Origin of the sequence: Brucella pituitosa (assembly GCF_003049685.1) — a bacterium.
GTDB classification, from domain to species: domain Bacteria; phylum Pseudomonadota; class Alphaproteobacteria; order Rhizobiales; family Rhizobiaceae; genus Brucella; species Brucella pituitosa.
Window position 1 is genome coordinate 246757 of sequence record NZ_PYSY02000002.1, and the last position, 23349, is coordinate 270105.

Consider the following 23349-nt stretch of genomic DNA (forward strand, 5'->3'; position numbering starts at 1 on the left):
CCTACTTGTTCTTCTCGAGAAGGAGCTGCACGAGCTGTTGATTGACTTCGCCCGTCGGCTCTTGCCCGTGGGCCTTCTGAATTTCAGCGATGGCGTTGCGGGTCTTGTTACCCATCACACCATCTGCGGTTCCAACTTCATAACCATTCTTCTGTAGGATGAGCTGGATGTTACGAACGGCCTTCTTCATATCGACTGAGGCAGTAGTGACTGGTTTCTCATCAGACCAGCCCTCGGGTATGTCGGCTAAATTGGCTTCCTGATTGAGTGGCTTAGCCTTCCAGAGTTCCACGCTGCCCTTGGCGCGTTCAAGCTGCTGAGGTTTCAGTGCTTCGCCTATCTGATCACGCTTTTCGGCTGCATCCTTGTCGCCAGCTTTGGCCGCAAGTGCAAACCACTTGTAGCTTTCTTCAAGGTTCACCTGCATTCCGAGACCCTTGGCGGCCAGAATGCCGAGATTATACTGGCTATCCTTGACGCCGAGCTCTGCAGCTTCGGTAAACCAGCGCACGGCAGATGCATTGTCGGGTGTACCATTGGCACCCGATGCAAAAAGCACCGCCAGATTATGCATGGCGCTGGCATTGCCCTGTTTTGCTGCCTGCTGATACCAGTCAACTGCTTGTGTGAGATTGCGGGGCATGCCGAGCCCCTTCTCATTGAAATTGCCCATGCGATAAAGAGCTGGTGCAAAGCCCTTTTCAGCTGACTGCTCAAACCACTTTGCAGCTTCTGCCAAGTTTTCCTGAACGCCACGGCCTTCCATATAGCGATTGCCGATTTCAAACAGCGCACGAGAGTCACCGGTCATTGCGGCTTCGCGCAATGCTGTGGGGCCTGCTTCGACCGGCACTTCGGTTACAGTGGTTTCCGGTTCCTCAGCCGGAGTCGTATCGGCAATTGTTGGTTCTTGAGGTGCCGGAGCTGGCATCGGTGCATTCAGATTGCTTTCCTGCTGCGGCTTGGCAATCTCTGTCTCAGGTACAACCACTTCCGGCATTGACTGCACTTTAGGTGCTGGCAATGCTTCATTTGCGGGAGCGATAGACGCAGTCGTTCCATTGTCGATTGCCGCAGCTTCTGTCTTTGCGGAAAGCTCTGCCTGTTGATTGAGTTCGAGGAATACCGAGCCTGCCTGCAAGCCAGCAATTGCCAGCATCACAGCACCAATCGCCAGCAGAATAGGTTTGCGCTGGCGGTTGAAAAGATCGCTGATCGATCCTTTCTTCTTCTCAGGAGCCTTTTCTGATTGCTGTTCAAGCCTGGTTGCTTCCTCGGCCGCTTGCTGCGCAGTACGACGTGCAACGCTGATCAGATCGGCCTTACCGCTTGTTTCAGCTTTCGTGCCTTCGTGCTGACTGCGTTCTTCGCGAACACGCTTCATGATTGTATTGAGGTCAAGCACGCTGTCATTGTCAGGCTGAACGGAATCCAGTGAAGCACTCAGTTCCGGCTCTTGACGCGTCTTAGGTGTCAGCTTTGCGAGTTTCTCATCGGTATTCGGTGCATCAACGACAGGCTTTGCGTGTTTTTCGGCTGTCTGAGGAGCAAGGTTCGGAAACGCTTGTGGTGCAGCAGAATATGGATTTGCGACTGCCTTGGCTTTTGGGTGTGCCTGCGGGAGATGCGGCTGTGCATCGATCTGCTGTTCGAGGTTTGCAAGCCGATCAACGACTTTAACGAGTGTCTCGTGAACAGCCTCAAATGTCTTGCCATTCCGCTCGTCAGCATTACGGGCAAGGGCCTCAAGTGATTTCATATCATTGGCAAGCTGTAGTGCAATCGCAGTATCATGTTGCGAGCCATGCTTGAGGACATGGGCGACAGCAGTTTCAGCGGCTTCGCGAGCCGCGTCCAGGACCGTTTCGCGGTTGTCTGAAATCGAACGCTCGATTGCATCGAGGCGCGGCTTGATTTCCGCAAATTCGACTGATGGCTTGGCCAGTTGACGCGCGAGATTTGCAATCTGGCTTTCGAGACCGCGAATGGCTTCGCTTTCTGCAAGCGCGATTTCTTCCGGCTGCGGCGTTTGCAAAAGGCTCAGCGATATCTGTTGCGAAATATCGTCCAGACGCCCTTCGAGTGTGTGAAGCATACCACCTTCAGCATAGTGGCTTGCATATTGCGCATCAAGGCGCTTGGTCAGTTCCTTGAAACGATTATCAACCTTCTCAAAAAGTGCAGGATTTGGCTCATTGGCCCATTTTTCAGCAGCAGCGAGCTTCTGGTCGATTGCTTCCAAACGGGCATCGACGTGGTGATAATCGGACTGGTTCAGGTTTTCCATAACCTTGCCAACCTGATGGGCAAGGAGATTGATCTGCTGTGCCAGCTGGTCGATTGCCTGTTCAGGCAAACGCGATCCTTCGCTTAGAGCGTCGATGCGCTGTGACAATTCACCAAGGCGGCGGAATAGTGTGTCGGCATTTTGTTCAGCAACAGAGCTGTCAAGTTGCTGTGTCAGCTCGTTGAGACGACGTTCTATGCGCTCCAGACGAAGTGCTTCTTCATGATCTGAAATCTGATGGCGGCTGGCTGCAATCAGAGCGCGACTGATTTCATCCAGACGGCTATCGATCTGGCGCAACGAACTGTCGTCAGAAAATGACGCGCCCGGCGCTTCGCGCTGTTCCGCAAAGCGGGGTGCAAAAACCGGGGCCGATCGCGTGTTATGCTGTTCGGCCTTATTTTGTTCATCACTCAGACGGCGCAGATGTTCAGCAATTTCTGCGAGACCTTCAATGCGCCTGTCGGCTTGCTGTGGTTCCACAGCGCGGGGGCGAGGAGCAGCACTACCAAGCTGACCCAGGCGCTTTTCCAATTCTGCCAATGTGTTGTGCAGCTCGTTCATAGCGCTCGACTTTGGTGCTGCAGGCGTATGGCGCTCACGCAGGGCGTTGAGTTCATCTATGATAGAGCGTGAACCGGGTGCCTGATGAGTGTTTGCCATGTGAAATTCACTTTTCCAAAAATTAGAAGCTAGCCGAAAGCCGAATTCACGAACGAGTCGAAGCCATGTTTACTGAGGCTATATTCTTACAATCGTGGTAAATAAGTCGTTAAAATCTATTGCTGATTGCATAAAAACGGCCTCCTTTTGGGAGGCCGCTGTGGCGTTAAGTTTTTGGAAAAATAGACACTATTCGGTTGCGAGCACCGCACGTGGACGCAAAGTGAGGGCAAGTACCAGAAAGAGTATGCAGGCAATGGTAACGAATACCGGCAGGCCGTGGGTCAAATATTGCTGAGCGATTCCCGCAAAGAGTGGGCCGATCAATGCACCAACACCCCACATCAGGCCCATGCTGGCATAAATCCCAACCAATTGGGCACCTTTGAACTGACTGCCGACCACGCTCAGCATGATTGTATAAATGCCGACGAAAGCACCACCCCACACAAACAGCAGCGTATAGGTGAGCCATGGCAGAGTAAGAGCCCATGGCCAGACGGCTGCACCTGCGGCTGAAAGGGCAGCGAGAATGATGAGCAGGCTCTGACGGCTCATTCGATCTCCCAGAAAGCCAATGGGAATCTGCAGAACGATTGCACCGAACATCATGACGGACATGAGCTGCGTTGCCTGATTTTCGCTCCAGCCGAGATCGACTGCATAGAGCGGCAGAAATGACAGGCCAGCCGATTCAATGGCAGCATTCAACACGGTTGCTGCGAGTGCGACGGGCGCAAGTGCCAAATAATGCAGCGGGCTTCCATGTGGTTTGTCGGTAATCGGCGGCGCGCTGACTTTGGGGCTTGCAATCAAAAGTGCCGCTATGATCGCAAGGGCAGAGCCGATCAGATAAGGCAGAAACCCGCTTGATCCGACCAATGAGAGGATTAGTGGCCCAAGCGCAAAGCCCAGTGACAGGGCAGCTGTGTAAATGCCCATGGTCTTGGAGCGGTTTTCGTCCGTACTTAGCGAATTGAGCCAGGTTTCCGAAACGACGAACAATGTTTCTGAAGCCGCCCCCAGCAATATGCGCAGCGGGAACCAAAGCCAGATCAATGGTATTGCGGGAAACAAACCGAGAAGCAGGGCCGCAGCGGCGAGGGCTACGATCACCAGCAAGCGCATGCCGAGCAATGCACTGAGGCGCGGAAGCAAAAAGGCCATGCAAAGCACACCGACTGCATGCATTGCCGCGTTTGCGCCGATAATTGCTTCGCTGAACCCCATTTCATCCAGGTCGAGCGCGATGAGCGCAGCGCTGAGACTATATGTCAGGCCGAAGATCATTGCAGTACTCGTGACGGCAGTGCGGGAGAAAATGACGTTGGAAGGGGTTTGTTCTGTGGTCACAGCTATGATCCGAAGAGCTTGATATTAGAAATACTTAGACAGCAAGCCGGACAAGCAATCAACTGGTTCTGACAAATCTTTTCTGATTGTATTTGAAGTGTTAAATCAGTTTGTGGTGCGTTTATTCACCGTGACGAAACAAAGAGGAATGCCGAATGAATCTGTCCGCCTATTCAACTGTCGCGCGCACGCCGTCTGTTGAAGAATATTTGCATCTTCGCGCAGTGGCGGGATTAAGTTCGTTTTCGGAAGAGGCGGCAGCTCAAGGACTTAAAGGCACCGTTTTTGCTGTAGTCGTTTTGCACGGCGATGCAGCTATTGGAATGGGTCGGTTGATTGGAGATGGAGGCTGCTTTTTCCAGGTGGTGGATATTGCAGTCGATCCAAGACATCAGGGGCAAGGTCTCGGTAAGTCGATTATGAAAGCCATCATGCAGTATGTGAATGCCGAGCTTCCTGATTCAGCTTACGTGAGTCTGATCGCCGATGTGCCAGCTAACAAGCTCTATGAAAAATTTGGCTTTCAGGAAACCGCTCCAAGATCGCTTGGGATGGCTTATCGGGTGAAGAAAACCGCTTGAATAGGTGTCTCTGGTTGGCTGTCTGGAAAATTAAAAAAGGTCCTCCAGATGGCGTTACCTTTCTAAATTATCTGTAACTTTCAGTTGCATCTTGCTGATGTTACTCTGGATTTGCGTTCCGACTCATGGGCGGGGGCATCGGTTCGCAGTCGCTCCAGCAGCCTTGCTGCGGAGCGACTTTTGTCTAGCGGTTGCTGCACCAACCATTTGCAACTGCAACAAACTGTCATTTTTGTTTTCGGTCAGTGTATTTATTTATGGATTGCAACCTGTTTGCAGGAAGGCACCCGTATCGCGCACCCCAAGCCCCCCGCCCAAATGCGCGATGCGGGCCTTTGTCTTCTGTGGGTCTGCAGTCTCTTCTGTTGTTTGCAAGTTTAGTTATAATCATACAAAAATAGTATGATTATGTACTTGCTCGTTTAATTTGCTTTATTGAAACAATACTGGTATCAAGCTGCCTCTTGGGAGGATTAAACCGCCTGTGCGCGCTCAGTCGCTGCCGGGCGGTTTTCCATTTTTAGGCCATCTCGAAACCGTTTCACACTTTTCGAGATTGGCATCTAAGGCGCACGTCATGGCCAAGTTCCAGAGCGCGCATATCAGCTATGCATATTTGTTTCTTGTAATCATTGTGCCTGCCGCCTATTTTCGGGTTGTTCAGTTTCACTCCTCCTCCCAGAAACTGAACTCGAAGCGCGGCACTCCTCCTCCCAGTCGCGCTTTCCAGATCAGCCCGCTTCGCACTCCTCCTCCCAGCGAAGCGGGCTTTCTTGTCTTCAGCGCTGAATTTTGCCTCTTCAATTTCACCGATCGTGGCGATCTATTTTCGCGCACGTTTCTCCAGAATTTTTCCGTTTGGTCGATTTAGAATATGCAGTAGCCGCCGGGTTAAGCGCTGTTGCAATTCGATTTCAGAGGTGAGGGCAGAGCGCGCGCAAGTTGTTCCGCTTTAAGCGAGATATCCCCAAAGTACCTCATGCAATTTCTGTAAATGCTGCGTTGGTTTGTCTTATTCGCTCTATCATCCATTGATTTTGTTATATTTTTTCGGGTGCCTCCAAATAGGTGCGGGTGTTTCGTTGCGTTTGATTTGTCCACTTTTTGACCAGAGGACAAAAAAAGCCCGCTTGGCGGGCTCTAAAACTGCTGATCGATGATTTTAATTTAAATTAGATTCTTTTTCCGCAAATCTGAAAGCGAATAATAGCTGGTGAAATTGGTATTTAGCCCTAGCAGAGGGAAAAGGCCCAAGTCGGCTAGGTGTTTTTTCATTCCAGAGCGGTTGGTACCCAAGATTTCACGAAGATTGGTTAGGGAAATATAATTCTCTTTAAACTCGCGGATCGAAGATTTTTCCACGAGACGAAGGGAACGACGATATGCGGGCTTTTCTCGTACATATCCCTTTTTGATAAGTTCGCTCAACGTAATGCCGGATGACCCATGAGGACTTCTCCGGCTCGAAGAAATATGAAGGCTTCGACATTCAGGCCAATATCGATCTGACGCCGAAGGATGCTGACGGCAACAAGCAACAGCAGCCGGATCAGACTTCTCAGCCGAAAACGACAGCAGAAGGCACCTATCAGCTCGACGATACGCGGCAGGAAGTGCGTGCCACTGTCGGACCGGGTGAGATCATTATTCGGGACAAGGACAAGCAGGCTGAACTGGAAGCGAGCGGCCAGACCGAAGACCTCGCCGCTCTCAACCGTGATCCCGACAAGGCTTACGAAATCACCAAGGATAAGCACGTCGAGATAGAATATTATCTGTCGGATACTTCGGTAAAAGCGGCTTTCGAGGTGGGGGCGGAGGTTACCCAGGTTCTAGGTCAGGTTCTTGATCGCATGTTGGCGAATGGTGACCTGTCACCACAAGAACGTGCTGACGCGCGTAAGCTAGAACCCTACATGAACGACCCGAAAGTGATTGCAGGCTTACGCGATTGCACCGGGCATGCTTGGAGCAACTTTAGTCCATTTAGCTGGATTGTTCCGTCTGCTCACGCGAACGCCGCCACGTGTACAGCGGTTGCTTCGGATGGTGCAGTTATTACAGTTCTCAAGTCTGCAGCATTGAATTGCCTTGATATTCTCAAGGAAGCGGGCAAGACCGCAGCAACTGTGTCGGCAAATACAGCTTTGAGGGCTGCGCTCGGAACGGCAGGCTTCTATTTTTATATGACCAATGAAGCTGGCGGAGCTAAAGTTGGTGAAACGTTCACCGCAGTGGACGGTTCTACAGTCAATGTGACTGGACGGGGCGATAGCTATTCCCGGACGGTTACGATCACCACCGCAGCGGGTAGCACAATCGTTCTCAACCTGCAGCCCGGTGCAAATGGACAGCTTGTTCTAGAAAATGGCACCATTAATGGGCAATCTATGAACAACGGAATGCTGCAGGATGCGGCGGCGACGCTTCAGTCCGGCGGCATTACAAATGTCGTGTTGAGTCAAGGAAATAGTGGCAACAGCACATCGAAAGGTGGAGCAACTTCAGGAAGCAGTGGCGCTGCAGCAGGGGCTCCTGATCCTGACGACAATGATCCATTCAAACGGCCTAATGACAATTTACAAAAGGGAGACAGGGTTAATCTGAACCAGTTTGAACAACGCGTGAAAGTGGATGGTGAGGTGCGTTACCAAGATCCGAAATCAGGATATCAGATAGTTAAAGACCGAGCAGGTAGTAATTCGCATGGGGGAAGTGCGTGGAAATTGTTGGATCGCACTGGAAAAAGAATCGGTACATTGAACTCCAATGGAACATTTTTGAGAAAATAGGAGCGGCATTTTGGATATCGAAACGCTAAATCGCTACGCTGCGGTGTTCTCGAATTTTGAGGTCGGGGAAGATGATCCCATCGAAAAGGGAATCCCCACTCTACATGTGTCGGTTTTTGATCACTGGCTTTCTGAGGATGAAGCCGAGAGCAACGAAATTATAAATTACGAAACCGCAGTTTCACATGATCGATTTGATGAATATCTCAAGGGGGAAGAGAAATTTTCGAAACTATATGCTTTGTTATCACGGGATGGGGTCGTATGTAGTATTCCTCCGCCTTATCGTTTTATTGATGGATTCGATGCCAATATAGCGAGAATAATCGTTGATAGTCTTCGTGAAGAGAGGCGATTTGATATGTATTTTATGGCGTATGATGTCAGAATTGTTGGCGGTTTTGATAGGACAGATTTGTTTATTCTTAATGAGAAGTCAAAAGTAAATAAAATTATGGAAAACATTACAGATTGCGGACTTTATATATTGGATTGATGAGTCTCATTGAAAAAATAGGTTGAACAAGTTTATGGTCGCCCAAATCTTGGCGCGGGCAAGATCATTTCTGAGAGCGGTGATCTTGCCCTCGACACGAGCACACTGCCCCACGAGGACTTCTCCGGCGCGAAGAAATATGAAGGCTTCGACATTCAGGCCAATATCGACCTGACATCGAAGGATGTGGACGGCAACAAGCAGCAGCAGCCGGATCAGACTTCTCAGCCGAAAACGACAGCAGAAGGCACCTATCAGCTCGACGATACGCGGCAGGAAGTGCGTGCCACTGTCGGACCGGGTGAGATCATTATTCGTGACAAGGACAAGCAGGCTGAACTGGAAGCGAGCGGCCAAGTAATACCGCTCGTTCATGATTGGGATCGCGGCCCAAGCGGCAAATCCGATAAGGAAACCGGGTCGTCCACTTGATCCGGCGCGGGATTGATAGAAGGAAATAATCCCAATGAATTTAGGCAGTTTGCATGATGCGGAAGTCATAGGTTTTGTCTCAGACAGAGAGAGAAAAGAATTTAAAGTATTGTTAACGGGAGAAGATGGAGCAAGGTATTCAATTAATCTAAAGGGGGTCGTATATCTTAAAGTTAGTGACTACACATACCAGAATATTGTTTCTAATTTGATCTTGATGGACAGTAGTAGAAATATTGATTCATTGCGCAAAGTGTTGTCGTGGGTCACAGAAATCGGAGGAGATGCGACGGTATCCGGACATAATCGCGCTTGAATGTTTTGACGAAAGCCTCAGCCATTCCATTTGACTGCGGGCTGCGCACTGGTGTTCTGCACTGTTCCATACCGATATCCCGGAGCAGGGACGCGGTGTTTTTCGCAATGAAGCATGAACCATTATCGGTAAGCCACTGGATGGGCTCTGCCAGCATATTGATGCGCCCGAAGCGGTTTTCTACCGCCGTGATGACAAGATCCTGCACATCTTCGCTCTTGATGCCTTCTGTCGTGGCCACATGAGCGATTGCTTCCCGATCACAGCAATCGAGCGCAAATGCAACGCGGACCTTTTCTTTGTTGTCGCACGTGATCTCGAAGCCGTCGGAGCACCATCTGGTATTGGAGCGCTCGACGGTGACTTGTCCGTCGTGTCTGCGTTCACCGGCAGCTCCGGTATGGCGCTAAAGGAGCAGATCATGCTGCTTCATCACGCGATAAACCCGCTTGGCATTTGGCCATGAACAGCCCTGTTCACGGGCCTTGCGCCGTAGAACGGCATGAACGCGCCGATAGCCATAGGTCGACATTTCTTCAATGATCGCCTTGATCTGAGCAACCAGATCAGCGTCGGGAAGCGGAGGTCTCCCTCGGGCTTTGGAAAGGGTGCCTGTGGCTCGCGGCGCGATATTCGACCGGGCAACACCTAGCGTCTCGCATAACGTTTTCATCGCAAAACGCCCTTCGGCAGCGAGATTGAGTGCAGCATGCGTTTTTTTGGGCCGTTGGCGATTTCGAGGGCCTCCTTGAGAATTTCCCCTCCATCGTTTTCTTGCCCAGCAGGCGCTGTAATTCCTTCAGCTGAGCCTGAAGCGCCCGGTATTCCGAGGCAGGGACAACCTCCTCTTCGGCTGCCGTTGCAACCAATGCACCCTGTGACGCAAGTTTGCGCCACGCGAACAGCTGGTTAGGCGCAATGCCATGACGACGCGCGACCACACTGACCGTTGCGTCCGTCTCGTAGGTTTCGTGGACAATTGCAAGCTTTTCCGCTGTACTCCAGCGTCGACACCGCTCAGGGCCGGAAAGAATTTCCATCTTAATGCTATTACCAGTCATAATGTGAACAGTAGTCCTATCACTTATTTAAGTGGGAGAAACTGTCCGGGAAATTAGGGGGCTATTCCACGCGTCGCAAACGTATAGAAAGTTATGGTAGTATAATTATGTGCATAGCTGGGGTTATTGGGGAAATTCTATCTACAAACTTGCCTTATCAACTAAATACGATAACCGAATTTCAAGATAGAGGCGTAAATGTAAGATTTTCTTCAACTTATCAAGAGAATGGTCGCCTTATTGTGGAGGTAAGTGGAAAAATGATTTTAATAATAACTTGATCGAAGGTCACAATACATTCATAACGCAGCGCTTGCGTGGTAATAGAATTGGCTTACAGATACTAAGGAACAGATATGCACTAGCACAATATTATGGAATGGGATCAATGACTGCACGTGCCGTTTTAGAAGGAAGATACATTTTAGCTAAGTATGGGTTTAGACATGTAGGTTCAGAATGGGTTGAAATAAAAAATTCTCTATGTAAATCATTAAATAATGAATATTTTAAAATACAATCGGCGGATTACGATAGTGCTTGTGCAATAATTGATTCTGACGATAATAGAGCATTAAAGGCAATATCTGAACTACATTCTCTTGTTGATTTCGAATATCGTGAGTGTGAAGAAGGAAGAATTCCATTTGGACGAGCTCTCCTATGTCACCTTGGAAGCTGGGCTGGCGTTTTTGATTTGAATGATGAAGGTAGTGTAAGATTATTATTGGGAGATTAATATGGATAATAATCATTTTTTCCAAGATTTGGAGGATCATCTTATCGAGGTAGAGAATTTTCCAAATTCTGCTTTTTCTATATCGACTAAAGACATGCTTATAGAGAGTTTTTCTCATATTCTTAATGAAAGACAAATGAAAAATTTAATCAGAAGGTATGATGATGGCAATTCGGAAAAGTAAGATCAGAAATTTTCGGTGATTGTTTAGAATTCTAATTTGAGGTTCTTTGGAACGTAGTGCCTTCTGACTGTCAGACCAGGTGTCTGGTACCCACTGCGCCATTTTCTATTGATATGTTTGCCGTTTCCAAACTTTCTTCACTGTTCTCAATACTCAAAAAATTATTCCATTTGATTTTCCAATATTGGATGGCTGTCTGGGCAGATATCAAGTGCCTTGGATATGATGTCCATCGCCTTCCTGCTCTTCAAGGCCGCGATCAATGATGTCTCCCAGAAATTATAGTTCGATAGCGTGATTGCCGCTTACTTCGCCATCGCAGACTTAAGGCGGTGATCCAGTTTCCCTGATTCGTACGGCCAGCAACGTAAAATTCTGCAGCGATGTTTTGCGAGTTTTTCTGATCTGGACAAATCAAACGCAGCGAAATGACCATACCAAGGCGCAGGGGGACAAACCAAAGCGGCATTTACAATTTCCAGAAAAGCAATGGCGCACGAATATGTGTAATTTTTGACGTTTACGGAAACGTCAAAGTGAGCTAGTTTTGCCCCAGATTTGGACTCTGGCCTTCAAAAAATGAGAAGGCAGATGTCTGAAAATGGCAAAAATGGCTGGTTTTTTCAGTTTTAGAACCCATTTTTGTCAGCAAGGACATGCTGTCATGCATTTGAGTGCTTCATGTGACAGACATGCCAAAACGCAGGTGGGAGCCTGTTCCGCTTCATGCGGGGCTGAGCGGGTTATTGATTTGGAGGATTTCGATGCCGAGCTATCGCGCGCCAGTTGAGGATACAAATTTTATTCTCAATGACGTTTTGAATTATCAGCGCTACAACAATTTGCCGGGCTTTGCTGATGCAACGCCTGATGTGGTCGAGGCGATCCTGTCGGAAGGCGCGAAGCTTGCTGAAGGTACGCTGTTCCCGGTTAATCATACGGGTGATCAGGAAGGTTGCGTCCGCGCATCCGACGGTTCAGTAAAGACGCCAAAGGGTTTCAAGGCTGCCTATGACCAGTATCGCGAAGGCGGCTGGCTCGGCCTCGCCGTGCCGGAGCAATATGGCGGGCAGGGGCTTCCTTATCTCCTGCATACGGCTGTTGGCGAATATATGTCTTCGGCCAATATGGCGCTCACCATGTATCCGGGCCTGACACAGGGCGCGATTGCCGCGATCCTGACCCACGGCACCGATGAGCAGAAAGACACCTATCTGCCGAAGATGGTGGAAGGCACCTGGACCGGCACGATGAACCTGACCGAGCCGCATTGCGGTACGGATCTGGGCCTGCTGCGCACCAGCGCCGCGCCGCAAAAAGACGGTTCCTACAAGATTTCTGGCCAGAAGATTTTCATCTCGGCTGGCGAACACGACATGTCCGAAAACATCATCCATCTGGTGCTGGCCCGTATTGACGGCGCGCCGGAAGGCGTGAAGGGCATTTCGCTGTTCATCGTGCCGAAGTTCATTCTTGATGAAAATGGCAATCCCGGCGAGCGCAACGGCGTGTCCTGCGGTTCCATCGAAGAAAAGATGGGTATTCACGGCAATTCCACCTGCGTGATGAACTACGATGATGCGACGGGCTTCCTGATTGGCGAGGCACACAAAGGCCTGCGCGCCATGTTCACCATGATGAATGAAGCGCGTCTTGGTGTAGCTTTACAGGGCCTTTCGATTGCCGAAACCGCTTACCAGAATGCTGCCATCTATGCGCGTGAGCGTATTCAGGGTCGCGCGCTTTCGGGTGCTGCAGCACCGGACAAAAAAGCCGACCCGATCATCGTGCATCCGGATATCCGCCGCAACCTCATGAATATCCGTGCTTTCAACGAAGCCGGTCGGGCGCTTATCCTCTGGACGGCACTCAACTCCGATATCGCCCATCGCGCAGGCGATGAAGCGGAACGTCAGGCAGCAGACGATCTCGTCGGCCTTTTGACGCCAGTTCTGAAAGGCGTTCTGACCGACAAGGGTTTTGAACACGCCGTCATGGCGCAGCAGGTCTTCGGTGGCCATGGCTATATCGAAGAACACGGCATGAGCCAGTATGTGCGCGATGCGCGTATTGCCATGATCTATGAAGGCGCGAATGGTATTCAGGCGCTCGATCTCGTCGGTCGCAAGCTGGCGCTTAACGGTGGCCGCGCAATCACCGCCTTCTTCAAGGAAGTGGGCGAATTCTGCGAAACCAATCGCGAGAATGAAAAGCTTTCCTTCTTCACCAAGCATTTGAAGAAGGGCGTCAACGATCTTCAGGCCGCCACCATGTGGCTGATGCAGAATGCCATGGCAAAACCTGACAATGCTGGTGCTGCCTCCAACGACTATATGCATCTCTTCGGTCTGGTGGCGCTCGGTTTCATGTGGGCGCGCATGGCGAAGATCGCGGAAGAAAAGCTTGGCAGCGGCGAAGGCAACAAGGACTATCTTGAAGCCAAGCTTGTCACTGCGCGCTATTATTTCGAGCGGATCATGCCGGAAAGCGCAGCACATCTCGCACGCATCCAGTCGGGTGCGGATTCGATGATGGCGCTCAACGCGGACACATTCTGAGTTAGAGATCAGGCTAAGTTTTCGAACTTAGCGGGAAGGAGTAAAAATGGCTGAGGCTTATATTTACGATCACGTCCGCACACCGCGCGGACGTGGCAAGAAGGATGGCAGCCTGCACGAAGTGCCTGCCGTTCGTCTGGGCGCGAAGGTTCTGGAATCCCTGCGCGACCGCAACGGCATCGACACGGCAAAGGTCGATGACATTATTTTCGGCTGCGTCGACCCGGTCGGCGAAGCTGGTGCGGTCATCCCGCGTTCTGCCGCTTTTGAAGCCGGTTACGACTTCAAGGCGCCGGGCATTCAGATTTCGCGCTTCTGCGCTTCCGGCCTCGATGCGGTCAATCTGGCGGCAGCCAAGGTCGCCTTCGGTTCCGACGATCTGGTGATTGCAGGCGGCGTAGAAAGCATGTCGCGCGTCGGCATGGGCATGTCGGGCGGTGCCTGGTACATGGACCCATCGGTCGGCTTCCCCGGCTATTTCATGCCACAGGGCGTGTCCGCCGATCTGATCGCCACGAAATATGGCTTCAGCCGCGATGACGTCGATGCCTATGCCGTCGAAAGTCAGAAGCGCGCCGCCAAGTCGTGGGAAAAGGGCTATTTCAAGAATTCGGTCATCTCGATCAAGGACCAGAATGGCCTGACCATTCTCGATCATGACGAGCACATGCGCCCGACGACTGACATGCAGGCATTGGGCCAGCTCAATCCGTCCTTTGTGATGCCGGGCGAAATGGGCGGTTTCAATGCGGTCGGCATTCAGGCCCATCCGGAAATCGAAACCGTCAATCACGTCCACCATGCCGGTAACTCGTCGGGCATCGTCGACGGGGCGGCTGGCGTTCTGGTCGGTTCCAAGAAGGCTGGCAAGGCATTCGATATCAAGCCTCGCGCGCGCATCCGTGCTTTCGCCAATATCGGCTCCGAACCGGCACTCATGCTGACCGGCCCGGTTGATGTGACGGAAAAGCTTCTCAAGCAGGCCAAGATGAAGATCTCGGACATCGACCTGTTTGAGCTGAACGAAGCCTTTGCCGCCGTTGTTTTGCGCTACATGCAGGCCTTCGACATTCCGCACGACAAGATCAACGTCAATGGCGGTGCCATTGCCATGGGGCATCCGCTCGGTGCAACCGGCGCAATGATCCTCGGTACGGTGCTGGATGAACTCGAACGCCGCGATCTTAACTCCGCGCTGGTGACCTTGTGCATCGGTGCCGGCATGGGTACGGCGACAATCATCGAGCGCGTTTAAGGCGAGGGAGGTTTTACGAATGGCTTACACGAATTTCAAAGTTGAAACCGACGCCGACGGCATTGCTCTCGTTACCTGGGACATGCCCGAGAAGTCGATGAACGTCTTCACCGTCGAGGCGATGCAGGAACTGAACGCCATCATCGATGCGGTGACTGCCGACGATAAGATCAAGGGTGTTGTTATAACATCCGGCAAGGAAAGCTTCTCTGGGGGCGCCGACCTGACCATGCTGGAAGGCATGTTCAAGGAATTCCAGAAGCAGAAGGCCAAAGACCCACAGGGCGCGGTCCAGACCCTGTTCGACAATGTAGGCAAGATGAGCGGCCTTTTCCGCAAGCTTGAAACCTGTGGCAAACCTTGGGTTTCGGCCATCAACGGAACCTGTATGGGCGGCGCATTTGAAATGTCGCTCGCCTGCCATGCCCGCGTTGCATCCGATGCGCCGGGCGTGAAAATGGCTCTGCCGGAAGTGAAAGTCGGCCTGTTTCCGGGCGCTGGCGGCACGCAGCGCGTTCCGCGCCTTGCCAATCAGCAGGACGCGCTCCAGATGATGACGACCGGCTCCAGCCTGACGGCGCAGCGCGCCAAGGCAATGGGTCTCGTCACCGAGATTGCTCCGGCCAAGAAGTTGGTCGAAACCGCAAAGAAGCTCATCAAGGGCGGTCTCAAGCCGGTTCAGCCATGGGATGAAAAGGGCTTCAAGCTGCCGGGCGGCGCGATCTATTCGGCTGCCGGTGCGAACCTTTGGCCTGCTGCAACGGCAATTCTGCGCCGTGAAACATCCGGCAATTATCCGGCAGCGCTCGCTATCCTGAAGTCGGTCTATGAAGGCCTGCTGGTTCCATTCGATACCGGCCTCAAGATCGAACAGCGCTACTTCACCGAAATTCTCCAGACGACCGAAGCGGGCATGATGATCCGCTCGCTCTTTGTGTCGCTGCAGGAGCTGAACAAGGGCGCACGCCGTCCGGTCGATGAAAAGCCGACCAAGCTCAAGAAGATCGGCGTTATCGGCGCGGGCTTCATGGGCGCGGGCATTGCCTATGTGACCGCCAAGGCTGGCATTCCGGTGGTGCTGATCGACCGTGATCAGGAATCTGCCGATAAGGGCAAGGCCCATGCCGCAGACCTGATTACCAAGGAAATGCAGAAGGGCCGCGCTACGGAAGCCGACAAGGAAAAGCTCCTGTCGCTTATCACCGCAACGCCTGACTATGCAGAACTTGAAGGTGCTGATCTCGTGATTGAAGCCGTGTTCGAGGACCGCGAAGTCAAGCGGGTTGCGACCGAGAAAGCCGAGGAAGTGCTGAAAGCCACTGCGGTCTTTGCTTCCAACACCTCGACCCTGCCGATCACTGGTCTTGCGAAAGTCTCCAAGCGTCCGAAGAACTTCATCGGCATTCACTTCTTCTCGCCTGTCGACAAGATGATGCTGGTGGAAGTGATCCTCGGCAAAAAGACGTCCGAGAAAGCGCTCGCAGTTGCACTCGACTATGTCCGTGCGATCAAGAAGACGCCGATTGTCGTCAACGACACGCGTGGTTTCTACGTCAATCGCTGCGTGTTGCGCTATATGTCGGAAGCCTACAACATGCTGGTTGAAGGTGTTCCTGCTGCGATGATCGAAAATGCCGCCCGTATGGCCGGTATGCCAGTCGGTCCACTGGCGCTCAACGACGAAACGGCAATCGATCTTTCGCAGAAGATCCTCAAGGCAACGCTTGCCGATCTTGGCGAAAAGGCGGTCGATCCGCGTCATGTGGAACTGGTGGATCGTCTCGTCAACGAGTTCGACCGCAAGGGCCGCAAGAACGGCAAGGGCTTCTATGATTATCCGGCCAAGCCTGCCAAGAAGCATCTGTGGCCGGGCCTCAAGGATCTCTATCCGCAGCAGAACCCGGACAAGATCGATGTGAAGGAGCTTAAAGAACGCTTCCTCGTCACCATTGCTCTGGAAGCTGCCCGCGTGATGGAAGAAGGCATCGTGACCGATCCGCGTGAAGCCGATGTCGGTTCCATCCTCGCCTTTGGTTTCGCGCCTTATACGGGCGGTACGCTGTCTTATATCGATGGTATGGGGGCGAAGAAATTCGTCAAACTTGCCAAGGAGTTGCAGCGCAAATACGGTCAGCAGTTCAAGGCACCGAAGCTGCTTCTCGACATGGCCGAAAATGGCGAAAGCTTCTACAAGCGCTTCAACCCATATAAGGGCGAGGCGAAGAAAGCAGCCTGATCTGCTGCTTGTTGAGCCTTTTAAAAACGCGCGACATTTCGATGTCGCGCGTTTTTATTTACAAATAAGAAAATTTTCCCTGCAAATTAGCACATCTTGCGTGAAATCAGGTTTTAAGCTAGGTTTGGCACAATATAGGATGGATGGTTAGGTTTAAAATCCTCTTTGGCGGGTTAAAGCAATGTTTTCTCACGACAGCGTATGGGCTGCGATCGATGCCTTGGCAGAACGCAATTCTTTAAGTGCGTCCGGCCTTGCGCGCCGTGCAGGGCTTGATCCGACCACTTTCAACAAATCCAAGCGCTATGCTTCCGACGGGCGCGCGCGTTGGCCGTCAACAGAATCACTTGCCAAAGTGATGGAAGCGACCGGGGCAACATTTGACGAATTTACCCGATTGATCCGTGGTGAAATCGGAACGCCGCACTACGGTGAATATTTGCAGGAGCCGAGCGCCATTCCTCTGCTTGGTATGGCAGAAGCAGGAACGGGCGGCTTTTTCGACGACGCCGGGTTTCCTGCCGGGCAAGGCTGGGATGTCGTTCAGTTTCCAGCTTCGCCAACTGATAATGTCTATGCGCTGGAAGTTTCAGGCGACTCCATGTTGCCGCTTTATCGTGATGGCGATACGCTGGTCGTAGCACCCAATGCCCCGGTTCGCCGTGGCGACCGTGTGGTTGTTCGTACCAAAGACGGAGAGGTTATGGCCAAAATCCTGCATCGCCAGACACCGCGCACAATTGAACTTCATTCATTCAATCCCGAATTTCCAAACCGTTCCTTTGAGACCAGGGATGTTGAGTGGATCGCCCGTATTCTATGGGCGAGTCAGTAATGGTGAAGCAGCAGACGAAGAGCCATGCACGCATTGTTTTTGGTGTTTTTGCAGGCATAACCGGCGCCATTCTGGTGGCTGCGTTTGTTGCGCCGTTTTATGGCGCGCTTGATCGTCCGGTAACGGTGGTCGAAAGCGGTGATGGTCAAAGTAAACCGGATGCTGGTGCGGGCAATGGGATTGTTGTCGAACAGTTCGACTACAACGAACCCGGTTCTGGAACAGATCAATCGGCATCGCAGGATGGCGCACCCGCTCCAGAGCCAGCCCCGGACGATGAAAGTCAGAATACGAATAGCCAGACAGATCAGAATCCGCTTGAGCGCGAATCCGCGCGTCCGCCTTTAAGTGATCTGGGGCTTGCCTCAACGCCGAAGCCGCCAGAACCTCCGGCACCGAGTGCGCCGGTTGATGAGGGCGAGCCGATGCAACTGCTGCAACGTCCCGTTGCTTCGGCTGCTGGAAAACTCGAAAGTCAGGGCCGTATCATCGATCTGCAAGGCATCGAGACTGTGCCGCTTGAGCAGACCTGTCAGTCTTCATCGGGTGAAACATGGCCTTGTGGCATGCAGGCGCGAACTGCTTTCCGCCAATGGCTGCGTTCGCGTGCAATTATGTGTCGCCTGCCACAAAATGACAGCGGAGCAGCTGTCGCAACCCAATGCAGTGTCGGCAATGATGATGCAGCCCTTTGGCTCGTAGCGAACGGTTGGGCGAAAGCTGCGCCCGGTGGCACCTATGTAGAGGCGGGACAAAAGGCAGAAGAGGCAAAGCTTGGCGTGTATGGTGACAAGCCAGACACATCATTGCCGAATCTTGGTTCCGATACCGGAGGCCCGCTGCAAAACCCTTCGCCTCTGGCTCCGGAAACTGAACCGCAACCGTCTTCACCATCGCCCCAGCAAGGAGAGTTTCCGCCCGCCCCGCCACCTATGGAACCCATGGTGCCAGCACCCGCAAATTAGAGCGTGTATCCCAAAAGTGGGAACCGGTTTTGGGATCAAGACATGCGTTAAAACAAATAGTGGGACGCATTTCTAACGATTCATCTCAAACAGGAAATGCTCTAAGCGTTCTCCGCGAGATAGCGAACGGTTTATTCAGCCGTTCGTTCCTGGTTCTGACGGGGTGAACCGTTGCGTGGTAGTGTTATGACCACGAGACAGGAGATGATCAGCGCCACGCCCAGCCAGCCCATCGGGGCGAGGCGCTCTCCTACGATAACCACGGCCAGCAGTGCTGCGACTACGGGTTCTATCAGTGTGATCGTCGTGGCCATGCTTGCTGAAATTCGGGCAAGGCCTATGCCGAAGCAGAGGTAGCCAACGAACATCGGAATTATAGCCATGTAGAGACCGACGGCTGCGTTGCTCCATGAAGCTATGAAGGGTGCGCCGGTCATAAACAAAACCGGCATCAGCAACAGCCCGCCAATTCCGAATGTTGCACCCATTGCGACGGACGAGCGTATTCCGCGTAACATGAGACTGCGTGCAGTCCAGGAATAAAGGGTGTAGGTCAAGCCTCCAAGCAGACCAAGACAGATACCGATCAGAACCGAGTTACCTGTCTGTGTGCTGCTATGCATCGAGCCCTCCGCGATGCATAGCAGGATCATTCCAAACAGGCCGATAAGCGCACCCCATAGCCATTGTTTTGACAAACGCGTGCCATCGAACAGATATTCGATGAGAGCGGATAGAAGCGGCGCTGAACCAATGGTCACAACCGTTCCGATGGTGACGCCCGCCATGCGCATAGAGGCGTAAAAAGCGAGCGGATAGATAGCAACCGCCAGCCCACCTAATACCAGATTGCGCCAATGTTTCGAGAGATGCGGCAGCGCGCGCAATATTCCACGCCCGGCCAACAGTGCTTGCAATAATCCACCAATGCCCATCGCTGCGGCGCCAATTGCAATAGCGCTGACTTCCGGCGCAAAGGTGGCAGCTGTGCCGGTGGTTCCCCAGACGATGGCGGAAAAGAGAACGGCGGCGACGCCGATTGTATAATCACGGGATGAAGTGTTCACAGAAGCTCCAGCATGTCGGATGCCATAGCGCGAGCTTCCGAAACGCATCCGCTATTGCCTTCCAGCCCGGCTCTCGACATGGCGCCTTCGAGCAGAAAAGCCATGTGCTTGGCGAGTGCTGTGGCGCGGGCAGGATTATGCGGCAAAAGCTCTGTCAGATGGGCAGCGAGCAGAGCCTCAACTTCGCGCTTGTGATGCTTTACAGCCTGCCGGCCAATGTCGTCTGCTGAGAGCTCCGCCGCCGCATTCAGCAGTCCGCAACCGCGAAAACCGCGCTCATATTCGTGCTCGGCATGATCCTGATAAGCATCGAAAACAGCAAGAACTTTGTCTTTTGTTGTTGGCGCATGTTGCAACCGCATCTGGTACAACTCAAGCCATTCGGCGTGGCGCGCTTCGAGATATTGATTTACCAGATCAGCTTTTGAAGCGAAGTTGTTGTAGAGGCTCTTCTTGGCAACGCCTGCTTTTTCAACAATGGCATCAATGCCGGTGCCGCCAATCCCGTTATTATAAAAGAGAACAGCAGCGGCCTTGAGCAGCTTGTCTCGCGCACTTTCAGAGGAGGGTTGTTTGTTGCTCATCTTGAAATCTCATTAGTAGTTAGGTCGTACTACCTACTAATGAGATTTGAGTCAATCGGGAGAGTTTTCACCATGGGCGAACGTGTCGAGCGCGGCCTGCATTTCATCCATGGAAAGCGGACCGCCGTGCCCTTCGGTTTCCATGATGCGCAACTGGCTTGCAGGCCATGCCTTATGCAGCCGCCAGGCGGTTATCGCAGGTCCGCTAAAATCACGTCGACCGCAGATCAGAACAGCCGGAATGTGGGCGATCTTTTCCATGCCATTGAGGATCTCGCGACCATCGCGCAAAAAACCGTCATTCGCCCAGTAATGGGTGACGAGGGTTGCAAAAGCGAGACCAGTCATCTCGTCAAAACGGCTCTCGATTGGTGTCCAGTTGGGGTCGAGCGAAATATGTGTCGCCTCCCATCGGTTCCAGTCGCGTGCTGCCTGTGAGCGATCTTCCAGATTACCGCTTGCCAGGCGTCTGGCATAGGCTTCAACGACGCGCTCGCCGTCGCGTCTCAATGAGGCTTTCTCGAACTCGTCCCACGCTTCTGGAAACAAGTTCCCAACGCCTTCAGTAATCCAGTTTACTTCACTCCGGCTGGTGGTTGTTACCGCTACGAGTACCATTTCGGAAACATGGTCTGGATGCGCCTGCGCATAAGCGAGCGCAAGCGTTGCGCCCCATGATGAACCTGCAATAAGCCACTGATTGATGCCCAGATGTTTGCGGACGGCTTCAATATCTTCAATCAGGGTATGGGTGTTGTTGAGATGAAGCTGATCTAGATCGCCTATCGCAAGAGGACGGCTGCGCCCGCAACCTCTCTGATCGATACCGATGATATGATATTTCTCTGGGTCAAAGCGTTGCCGGTAGCTGCCTGATCGTAAACCGCTTCCAGGACCACCATGCAGATAGAGTGCCGGTTTGCCTTTTGGATTGCCCGATGCCTCCCAATAGATTTCATTGCCGTTTGATGCAGCAAGCAAGCCTTTGGCGAAGGGCTGGTGTTGAGGATAAGGCATCTGTGCTCCGGTTATAACCGGGCATAAAAAAGCCTCACCCGGTGGGATTCCGGGTGAGGCTTCTCATAAAAATATCAAGCGTTTATGACAGTGTGCCAGCAAGTGCTTTCTGGATCAGCGCACGGGTTTCATCGATGCCATAGAGAGCAACGAAAGAACCAAAGCGAGGACCGCGTTCCTGTCCAATCAGCACTTCATATAGCATTTGGAAGAAGGAAACCGATACGCCCGGTCCACCTTCGGGGCTCTTCTTGGTGTGATCCTGATAACGCTCGATTGCACGGGCGACATCCAGAATAGCATTCTGAATGTCGTTGCCATTGCTGCCAGTGGGCAACGTTGCAAGCTTGGCATCCAGCGCTTCCAATGCTGCGCGTTCCACATCGTCCGGCGCACGGAATTGTTTGGTTGGCTTGACGAAATCGTTGAAGTAACGGATCGCGTAGCCAACAAGCGCATTGAGTTCCGGGTTGTTTTCCGGCGTTACACCCGGCACATGGCGGGAGATAAAGCCCCACAGCACGCCCGGATTCTCCGCATTCGAGGCACTGACCAGATTGAGCATCAGCGCGAAGGTAATCGGCAAGTTCACCTTTGGCGGGTTACCGTAATGGATGTGCCAGACCGGATTGTTCAGACGATCTTTCCACTCCTGACGCTCATAAGCGGAGAGATATGTGAAATACTCGTCTACAGCCTTCGGGATCACGTCGAAATAAAGCTTTTTCGCGGTCTTAGGCTTCTGGAAATTGTAGAGTGCAAGGCTTTCGGTCGGCGCATAGGCCAGCCATTCGTCAATGGCAATGCCATTGCCCTTCGACTTGGAAATCTTCTGGCCGATCTGATCGAGGAACAGTTCATAGACAAAATGTTCCGGTGCGCGACCACCAAGAATTTCACAGATGCGGTCGTAAATGCCCGCATTGGTCTGGTGATCCTTGCCAAACATTTCGAAATCGACACCAAGGGCTGCCCAACGCATGCCGAAGTCCGGCTTCCATTGCAGCTTCACATTGCCGCCGGTGACAGACAGGGTAGTTTCAACACCGTCTTCATCGTCAAAGGTAATGGTGCCAGCCTTGGCATCCACCTTCTTCATCGGCACGTAAAGCACGCGGCCAGACTTTGGCGAAATCGGCAGGAATGGGCTGTAGGTCGCCTGACGCTCTTCACCAAGCGTCGGCAGCATCACTTTCATGATGTCGTCATAACGTTCCACGGCCTTTAGCAGTACCGCATCGAACTTGCCTGACTTGTAATATTCAGTCGCACTTGCAAATTCGTAATCGAAGCCGAAAGTATCGAGGAAGCGGCAGAGCATGGCATTGTTGTGCTCTGCAAAGCTCTTGTACTCGCCACCAAATGGGTTTGGCACGGCGGAAAGCGGCAATTGCAGATAAGGCTCAAGCGCTGCCTTGTCCGGAACATTGTCCGGGATCTTACGCATGCCGTCGAGATCGTCGGAGAAGCAGATGAGGCGCGTCTTGACCTTATCGTCTGTCAGAATGCGAAATGCATGACGAACCATCGAGGTGCGAGCCACTTCGCCAAAAGTGCCGATATGTGGCAGACCCGACGGGCCATAGCCGGTTTCGAAGATTACCGTTTCCGGCATGCCGGTCTTTGCATAACGCTTCAGGATTTTTTTTGCCTCTTCAAAAGGCCATGCTTTCGCTTCCGCGGCCGCCGCGGTCAGTTCCGGGGTCAGCGTAATTTCGGGAAGACGATGCGAAGTCATGGTTTTATCCTGATATCCTGTGAAGGGCTTTATTCGTTGAAAACGGTGTATGTATACACGCTTATGCTCTATGGCGCGCCCCGGCGCGCGCGTCAATCTTTGCTAACCTTATTGCGACCGAATTTCCTTGCGCAAGTGCGATAGGCTTCCTACGTTTCCTGTCGATTGACCTTCAGTTTTGATTCCGATC

At 52.3% G+C, this 23349-nt stretch carries 18 protein-coding genes and 1 pseudogene; 12 read left to right on the forward strand and 7 right to left on the reverse strand.

The annotated features are described in order from the left end of the window. Nucleotide 1 precedes the first annotated feature (1 nt). Together C9380_RS13500 and C9380_RS13505 are read right to left on the reverse strand one after the other, a co-directional pair. Entirely contained in the window at nt 2-2950 is a 2949-nt protein-coding gene (locus C9380_RS13500) for a peptidoglycan-binding protein (RefSeq protein ID WP_128093774.1), read from the reverse strand. Nucleotides 2951-3139: 189 nt separating this feature from the next. Then, complete coding sequence (locus C9380_RS13505) at nt 3140-4303, reverse strand: MFS transporter (RefSeq protein WP_318265058.1); 1164 nt, start codon at nt 4301-4303, stop codon at nt 3140-3142. Between the two features lie 155 nt (nt 4304-4458). Between C9380_RS13505 and C9380_RS13510 the strand changes: the two genes are divergently transcribed. From C9380_RS13510 to C9380_RS13530, 5 genes are all read left to right on the forward strand, one after another. Further along, nucleotides 4459-4884 carry a GNAT family N-acetyltransferase gene (locus C9380_RS13510; RefSeq protein ID WP_100556857.1) on the forward strand — a complete coding sequence of 142 codons (426 nt, stop codon included), beginning with the start codon at nt 4459-4461 and terminating at the stop codon, nt 4882-4884. A gap of 577 nt (nt 4885-5461) precedes the next feature. Then, nucleotides 5462-5755: a hypothetical protein gene (locus C9380_RS13515; protein ID WP_128093775.1), complete on the forward strand. Its 294-nt coding sequence runs from the start codon at nt 5462-5464 to the stop codon at nt 5753-5755. A gap of 568 nt (nt 5756-6323) precedes the next feature. Further along, nucleotides 6324-7676 carry a hypothetical protein gene (locus C9380_RS13520; protein WP_128093776.1) on the forward strand — a complete coding sequence of 451 codons (1353 nt, stop codon included), beginning with the start codon at nt 6324-6326 and terminating at the stop codon, nt 7674-7676. A gap of 10 nt (nt 7677-7686) precedes the next feature. Next, nucleotides 7687-8172: a hypothetical protein gene (locus tag C9380_RS13525; protein ID WP_100556861.1), complete on the forward strand. Its 486-nt coding sequence runs from the start codon at nt 7687-7689 to the stop codon at nt 8170-8172. 186 nt (nt 8173-8358) lie between these two features. Next, complete coding sequence (locus C9380_RS13530) at nt 8359-8604, forward strand: hypothetical protein (protein WP_100556862.1); 246 nt, start codon at nt 8359-8361, stop codon at nt 8602-8604. A 293-nt stretch (nt 8605-8897) separates the two neighbouring features. Here the strand turns inward: C9380_RS13530 and C9380_RS13535 are convergent. Continuing rightward, nucleotides 8898-9981: pseudogene (locus C9380_RS13535) on the reverse strand (IS3 family transposase); the annotation flags it as partial. Nucleotides 9982-10369: 388 nt separating this feature from the next. On the opposite strand from C9380_RS13535, the gene C9380_RS13540 reads away from it, so the two are divergent. The 7 genes from C9380_RS13540 to C9380_RS13570 all read left to right on the forward strand — a co-directional run bounded on the left by C9380_RS13540 (nt 10370) and on the right by C9380_RS13570 (nt 18753). Continuing rightward, entirely contained in the window at nt 10370-10720 is a 351-nt protein-coding gene (locus C9380_RS13540) for a hypothetical protein (protein WP_128093777.1), read from the forward strand. A gap of 1 nt (nt 10721) precedes the next feature. Then, nucleotides 10722-10904 carry a hypothetical protein gene (locus C9380_RS13545; RefSeq protein ID WP_128093778.1) on the forward strand — a complete coding sequence of 61 codons (183 nt, stop codon included), beginning with the start codon at nt 10722-10724 and terminating at the stop codon, nt 10902-10904. 764 nt (nt 10905-11668) lie between these two features. Then, the gene (locus C9380_RS13550; protein ID WP_128093779.1) at nt 11669-13462 is read left to right on the forward strand and encodes an acyl-CoA dehydrogenase C-terminal domain-containing protein; all 1794 of its coding nucleotides are present in this window, start codon (nt 11669-11671) and stop codon (nt 13460-13462) included. Nucleotides 13463-13508: 46 nt separating this feature from the next. Continuing rightward, nucleotides 13509-14717, forward strand: a complete 1209-nt coding sequence (locus C9380_RS13555) for an acetyl-CoA C-acetyltransferase (protein WP_128093780.1) — start codon at nt 13509-13511, stop codon at nt 14715-14717. A gap of 19 nt (nt 14718-14736) precedes the next feature. Further along, entirely contained in the window at nt 14737-16953 is a 2217-nt protein-coding gene (locus tag C9380_RS13560) for an FAD-dependent oxidoreductase (RefSeq protein WP_128093781.1), read from the forward strand. Nucleotides 16954-17134: 181 nt separating this feature from the next. Further along, entirely contained in the window at nt 17135-17788 is a 654-nt protein-coding gene (locus C9380_RS13565) for a S24 family peptidase (RefSeq protein ID WP_024896442.1), read from the forward strand. Continuing rightward, on the forward strand, nt 17788-18753 hold the full coding sequence (locus C9380_RS13570) for a thermonuclease family protein (protein WP_128093782.1): 966 nt from the start codon (nt 17788-17790) through the stop codon (nt 18751-18753). The genes C9380_RS13565 and C9380_RS13570 overlap by 1 nt, the downstream gene beginning before the upstream one ends. Before the next feature lie 131 nt (nt 18754-18884). On the opposite strand, the gene C9380_RS13575 is transcribed toward C9380_RS13570, so the two are convergent. From C9380_RS13575 to C9380_RS13590, 4 genes are all read right to left on the reverse strand, one after another. Continuing rightward, nucleotides 18885-19820 carry a DMT family transporter gene (locus C9380_RS13575; protein WP_247877600.1) on the reverse strand — a complete coding sequence of 312 codons (936 nt, stop codon included), beginning with the start codon at nt 19818-19820 and terminating at the stop codon, nt 18885-18887. After that, nucleotides 19817-20404 carry a TetR/AcrR family transcriptional regulator gene (locus C9380_RS13580; protein WP_024896439.1) on the reverse strand — a complete coding sequence of 196 codons (588 nt, stop codon included), beginning with the start codon at nt 20402-20404 and terminating at the stop codon, nt 19817-19819. The genes C9380_RS13575 and C9380_RS13580 overlap by 4 nt, the downstream gene beginning before the upstream one ends. Nucleotides 20405-20455: 51 nt before the next feature. After that, the gene (pip, locus tag C9380_RS13585; RefSeq protein WP_128093784.1) at nt 20456-21421 is read right to left on the reverse strand and encodes a prolyl aminopeptidase; all 966 of its coding nucleotides are present in this window, start codon (nt 21419-21421) and stop codon (nt 20456-20458) included. An 82-nt stretch (nt 21422-21503) separates the two neighbouring features. Continuing rightward, entirely contained in the window at nt 21504-23159 is a 1656-nt protein-coding gene (locus tag C9380_RS13590; protein WP_105706173.1) for a lysine--tRNA ligase, read from the reverse strand. Between the last annotated feature and the right edge of the window lie 190 nt (nt 23160-23349).